Annotated in this window: 6 protein-coding genes; 2 read left to right on the plus strand and 4 right to left on the minus strand. The window is 44.1% G+C overall.

Going from position 1 to position 5,653, the window contains the following annotated elements:
* The coding region (locus WBA23_RS15435) for a RagB/SusD family nutrient uptake outer membrane protein (RefSeq protein WP_424583180.1) at positions 1-1,180 on the plus strand (1,180 nt) is incomplete at its 5' end.
* A gap of 210 nt (positions 1,181-1,390) precedes the next feature.
* Complete coding sequence (locus tag WBA23_RS15440; protein ID WP_424583181.1) at positions 1,391-1,753, plus strand: SnoaL-like domain-containing protein; 363 nt, start codon at positions 1,391-1,393, stop codon at positions 1,751-1,753.
* Positions 1,754-2,070: 317 nt separating this feature from the next.
* Here the strand turns inward: WBA23_RS15440 and WBA23_RS15445 are convergent, their stop codons facing one another.
* From WBA23_RS15445 to WBA23_RS15460, 4 genes are all read right to left on the minus strand, one after another.
* Positions 2,071-3,522, minus strand: coding sequence for a phytoene desaturase family protein (locus WBA23_RS15445; RefSeq protein WP_424583182.1), 1,452 nt, complete (start codon positions 3,520-3,522; stop codon positions 2,071-2,073).
* Positions 3,509-4,093, minus strand: a complete 585-nt coding sequence (locus WBA23_RS15450) for a DUF502 domain-containing protein (protein ID WP_424583183.1) — start codon at positions 4,091-4,093, stop codon at positions 3,509-3,511. The genes WBA23_RS15445 and WBA23_RS15450 overlap by 14 nt, the downstream gene beginning before the upstream one ends.
* 66 nt (positions 4,094-4,159) lie before the next feature.
* On the minus strand, positions 4,160-4,771 hold the full coding sequence (gene nqrE, locus WBA23_RS15455; RefSeq protein WP_424583184.1) for an NADH:ubiquinone reductase (Na(+)-transporting) subunit E: 612 nt from the start codon (positions 4,769-4,771) through the stop codon (positions 4,160-4,162).
* A 21-nt stretch (positions 4,772-4,792) separates the two neighbouring features.
* Entirely contained in the window at positions 4,793-5,470 is a 678-nt protein-coding gene (locus tag WBA23_RS15460) for an NADH:ubiquinone reductase (Na(+)-transporting) subunit D (RefSeq protein ID WP_424583185.1), read from the minus strand.
* Between the last annotated feature and the right edge of the window lie 183 nt (positions 5,471-5,653).

Genomic DNA, 5,653 nt, shown 5'->3' on the forward strand with positions numbered 1-5,653 from the left:
GTTTACCGTGGCGCAACAGAATGGACGGCTACCGTTTATTTGGGGCGGAGCCTACAAGTCTATTCAAGGAGCCAACAATATTATCGCTAATTACGAAAACGCTACAGGCAACGCGGCGGCTATCCAGCAGATTGCAGGAGAAGCTTTCTTTCTACGGGCCTACAACTACTTTTGGATTGCTCGACTGTGGGGTGAAGGGCCACTGCTACTTGATTCACATATCTTCACGGAGGAAGTTCTTTCGGTAGAAAGTAGTTCTACTGCTGAACTGTACGAGCAGATTATCAGCGATCTACAGCGAGCCGAAGAACTACTAAGCGATGCTAAACCGGCACCGGGGCGAGCGAACAAAGGATCAGCCAAAGCAGTATTAGCGGAAGTGTATTTGCAAATGACAGGTTTCCCAATCAATGATGCTTCAAAGTATGCATTGGCAGCGGCCAAGGCCAAAGAAGTGCTTGACAACGAAGATGCTTACGGCTTTGCGCTGGCTGATAACTTTGCTGATTTATGGAATGTAGAAGCCGATACCAAGTCAGAGGAAGTATTTGCGCTTAACTTTTGGGCCGGTGAGTGGTGGAATGGAAACGCCGTTTACGGAAGCCCCGCACGTCCGGGTGACGAAGGTGGCTGGGACGACTACTTTGCCGAGATTACGTTCTTTGAAGAGTTCCCTGAGGGAGTGCGAAAGGAAGAAACCTTTATGACTGATTTGGGAGATACGCTTTCTTGGGAAAATTTTGCTACGGGCCGACCTTATTACCAAAAACTGCAAGGCTCGGAAAATGACTGGCTGAATGCGATCTCGTTACCTTTGGAGCGCTTGGCTGAAACGTATTTAGTATTTGCCGAAGCCCAGGTTATGGCCACCAACAATCCGTCGGACCCCGAAGCACTGGAAGCCGTAAATAAGATCATCCGCCGGGCTAATGGTTTACCAATGAATACTTCTGCCCCGTCGGTAGATTTGACGGCTGTTCCACAAGAACGCATCATTCAAGAAAAGGCTTGGGAATTTGCGGGAGAATACACTCGTTGGTTTGACTTAGTGCGTTTGCAAATGGTAGAAGATGTTTTAGCTAAGAAAAATCCGGATGATTTACAGCCAGTGGGTACCATCCAATACTTTCATCCACTTCCGGCTAGTGAAACGTTGGCGAACCCTAACTTAAAAAATTAGTCTTCCATAAAGGCGGATATTTTGAAGGACAGTCATCCTTATTAAGGGTGACTGTTTTTTTTGGTCTACGTTCTTAGCGTTAGTATTATTCTCACCGATGACTGTTTGGTGATAGTAAGCCTTCTTTACCAGCGCAAAAAAATATGCAACCTAAAATAAGTTGTAGCGTTATTGTATATACAACAATTGTCTATAATTTAAAATTTTACTATGACTTATCAGGAAAAAGCTAAAGATCTGTATAACATGATTAACACCGGCAAACTCATGGATGCCTTTGACAAATACTACCACGACGATGTAGTGATGGTAGAAGCCACCGGTGACAAGCGAGAAGGCAAAAGTACCAACCGCCAGTACGAAGAGAAATTTCTATCCAGTATTAAAGAATTCCACGGAGCGGGAGTAGGGGCAATCACTTCTAATGAAGAAGATAAAACCACCTCCGTTGAGTCTTGGATGGAAGTTACTTTCCAGGATGGTAACCGCACCAAGCTAGAGCAAGTAGCCGTACAGCAGTGGGACGACGAACAAATTAAGCACGAGCGTTTCTACTACAATCCCGGAAACTAGTTGCCTCCTGTTTTTTAGTAGGTAAACTACCAAAGAATTTAAACCGGGCCCCAGTGGTACCGGTTTTTTTGTGCTCTGTAGTTGGAAGTATAGCCGAATAGGTTTATTGATTGAAAAATAGAGAAGACAATACTCACGAGTGAACCCATAAACTTACAATATGCTTGCTAGGCATAATATAGTATTTGACCGCAATTCGTCACTTAAAGTGGCTATAAGTAGCATTGCGTAAAAAATCCCCCTGTACCCCCTTTATGAAAGGGAGAATGGGTATAGCACCCGTTCATCGATAGCGTGATATTAAATCTATAGTAGTGCTACACCTTCGTAACGTCTTCTAATCGAACGTCAGGAAATAAATCGCGTAAAACCGTTTGGGCGGCATGGTAGCCGCACATGCCGTGAACGCCACCGCCGGGTGGGGTAGAAGAGGAACAAATATAAACCCCCTTTTTGGCAGTTCGGTAGGGAGTGAGGCTAAAAGTTGGTCGGGTAAATATTTGATCAATGGATTGAGCCCCCCCGTTAATATCGCCACCGATATAATTCGGATTGTACTGATGCACCTGCCGGGTGTGCATGGTGTGCTTACCAATAATAGTATCGCGGAAACCGGGGGCAAACCGTTCCACTTGCGCTTCAATGGCTTCGGTCATGTCTTGTAGCGAATAGCGAGGTACATGGCAGTAGGCCCAAGCAGTATGTTTTCCAGCAGGAGCACGAGTAGGATCAAATGGGCTTTGGTGAACCAGTAATACGTAGGGGTGCTGGTTGTGTTTTCTATGCCAAGCATCTCGCTCCGATAAAGCAATCTCCTCAATGGTTCCCCCCAAATGGATCGTTGATGCTTGGTTTGCCTTCGGATTCTTGAAAGGAATAGGGTCGCTCAAAGCCCAGTCTACTTTAAAAATACCCGGGCCATACTGGAATCGCTTTAATTGCTTACGATAGTTGGTGGGAAATGATAGTCCTTCAATTTCCAATAATTGCCAAGGAGTAATATTCCATAAAGTAGCCTGGCTTGGGGGAAGGTCAGCAATAGAATTTACCTCGCAGCCGGTCTTAATTTCTCCGCCTAGTGATTGAAAGTAAGACACAAGAGCATTGATAATGGATTGCGCACCGCCCACAGGAAAAGGCCAGCCAACCACGTGGCCCAAAGCACCCAATACTAAACCAGCCGCTGAGGTAGCCGGTTTTTCTAGAGGTAGCATTGAGTGAGCGGCTAAACCGGCAAAGAAGCCTTTCGCCTCTAGGGTTTTGAATGTTGAGTTCGCCAGCGAAGTAGTAGAGCGTAACGCCTTTAAACCGAATTCCGCCATTTTCAAAGGATACTTGGGGAAGCGAAAGGGACCTAAGAAATCAGGGGCTATTTGGTGCCAGTTGTTAACAATAGGCTTCATTAAGCTTCGGTAGGCTCGAGCATCGGTTCCCAGCGAGTCGGCAGTAACTTCTACCGAACGATTTAGCGTTATTGTTACTCCATTGTCTAATGGATGAGCTACTGCGGCGGGAGAGTACACCCAATCCAGTCCGTGATCCGCTAAGGGAAGTTGGCTAAGAAAGGGCGAAGCTACTCCAAGTGGGTGGATGGCTGAGCCAATATCATGGACAAACCCAGGAAGGGTAAGTTCCTCAGAACGGGCACCTCCCCCAATTTTATCTTTAGCTTCTAATACCAACACCGATAGGCCCGAGCGTTGTAACTCAATAGCGGCGGCTAAACCATTAGGACCAGAACCGATAACTACGCAATCATACTTCCTCATGAGATATACCACCTAAGTGTTCTTCCAAACCAGACACCCCTCCCGATACGATGAATTTCATAATTTCGGTACTGGAAGCCTTAATAGGCGTAACGTGTTGGCTCGGAACAATAAATAAATTACCAGAAAAGTTGTAAGAGTGAGGGAGGTAGACCGCTACCTGATCATGGAGACCCAGTTTCTCCAGATTATCTTGCGTAATAAAACCAGGTTTGCGGATAGAAAGATCATCACTTAATGCTACTAATACTGGCCGATCAAACTTCTTTTTATCACCTACAAATGCGGATATCAAGTCTTTTAAAGAAGAATAGATAATGTTAACTAACGGCAGGCGAGTTAGTACTTCTTCCAGTAGACGAAATAATGGCGCGGCTAGTAAAGTTGAAGCTAAGTACCCAATTAACGTAAGCGAGGCTAAAATTGTGAGCAGTCCTAACCCAGGAACTGATATATCGATGAGGTTGTCTAGCCAGCGAATACAGACCAACAGAATATAAACAGTAAGGGCTACCGGCACGGCAAAAAGTAAGCCGCGGAAAAAGTAGGTGGGTAAACTTCGGTTGTTCATGCTTTCGCTAAAATAAAAAAGGTTTTGCCATCACTGACAAAACCTTAAGTTAAAAAGATTTATTACTTAAATCGCAATACCAACAAAGGATAAAAACGCAATACCCATTAATCCGGTAATTAACATGGCAATACCCAAGCCTTTTAGCCCATCAGGTACGTTAGAATACTTCATCTTCTCGCGGATAGCAGCGAGTGCTATAATAGCTAAAAAGAAGCCAGTCCCGGAACCAAATCCAAACACCGCCGCTTCGGCAATAGTTTGATCTCGCTGCACCATAAATAGTGAAGAACCAAGAATAGCGCAGTTTACTGCTATCAAGGGCAAAAAGATTCCTAAGGTGCCGTAGAGGGCAGGGGAGACCTTTTCAATAATCATTTCTACCAATTGCACCATGGCCGCAATAATTGCGATAAACATGATGAAACGTAAAAAGCTCAAATCTATTGAAGCAAACTGCTCACCAGCCCAGCTCAGAGCGCCCTCCTTCAATACATACTCCTGAAGTACCCAGTTAATAGGAACAGTAATCGTTAGTACGAAAATAACCGCGGCACCCAGTCCGGTGGCGGTTGATACTTTTTTAGAAACCGCCAGAAAAGAACACATACCTAGAAAGTAGGCCAGTACCATGTTCTCAATGAAGATAGCTTTTACAGCAATGTTTATTAAATCCATTGTAATTCGTATTGTAAGCGTTTATCGTTCTACGTAACCGGTTTTGGTACGCTGCACCCAAATAATTAACCCCAAAATAATGAAAGCTCCTACGGGGCTTACCATAATTCCGTTGGTCGGAAAGTTCTCTATGCCGACTGCTTCAAATACTTTAAAGCCAAATACGGAAGCTGAACCTAATAGCTCGCGGAAGAATGCTACCGCCAGAATAATCCAGGCATAACCTAAGCCACTGCCTAAGCCGTCTAGAATTGAATCGTAAGGCTTGTTAGCCAAAGCAAAAGCCTCCAAACGACCCATAACGATACAATTGGTAATAATCAGCCCAATAAATACAGTAAGACTCTTCCAGGCATCGAAAAAATAAGCTTTAAGCACCTGATCTACCAGTGTAACCAGCGTGGCAATAACGGCCAGTTGCACAATAATTCGTACTCGGTTAGGAATTAGATCACGTAGAAGTGATATAATTAAGTTAGAAAACACAATTACAAATACCACCGAGATCGCCATAATCAATGTCGGACTTAATTGAGTGGTAACTGCTAGTGCGGAACAAATACCTAACACTTGTACGGTAATTGGGTTATCGTCATTAAGTGGATCGGTTACAATCTTTTTCCGCCGCTTAGACAACGGTGCTTCCGACGGTTCACTTTTCTCAATGGGTTTATCTAATACTTCAGTTTCAGTGCTCATAAGAAGCAATTTTAGTTTAAATGGTCTGCGAAAGTAACACTACTAAATATATAACGAATACCTTTAAACGTCACTATACTTACGTTCGCTTTCAGGTTTCTTTAAATTATCACCAGTAGCTTTCTCTAAGTAAGGTTCATAATAGCTTAAATAGTTAGTAAGCATATCGTTCACACCCATTGC

Origin of the sequence: Tunicatimonas sp. (assembly GCF_049647865.1) — a bacterium.
GTDB lineage: Bacteria > Bacteroidota > Bacteroidia > Cytophagales > Cyclobacteriaceae > Tunicatimonas.

What these genes read in the sequence shown, in the direction of transcription:
- WBA23_RS15440 (WP_424583181.1), top strand. Translation starts at nt 1,391, where the DNA reads ATGACTTATCAGGAAAAAGCTAAAGATCTGTATAACATGATTAACACC.
- WBA23_RS15445 (WP_424583182.1), bottom strand. Translation starts at nt 3,522, where the DNA reads ATGAGGAAGTATGATTGCGTAGTTATCGGTTCTGGTCCTAATGGTTTA.
- WBA23_RS15450 (WP_424583183.1), bottom strand. Translation starts at nt 4,093, where the DNA reads ATGAACAACCGAAGTTTACCCACCTACTTTTTCCGCGGCTTACTTTTT.
- nqrE (WP_424583184.1), bottom strand. Translation starts at nt 4,771, where the DNA reads ATGGATTTAATAAACATTGCTGTAAAAGCTATCTTCATTGAGAACATG.
- WBA23_RS15460 (WP_424583185.1), bottom strand. Translation starts at nt 5,470, where the DNA reads ATGAGCACTGAAACTGAAGTATTAGATAAACCCATTGAGAAAAGTGAA.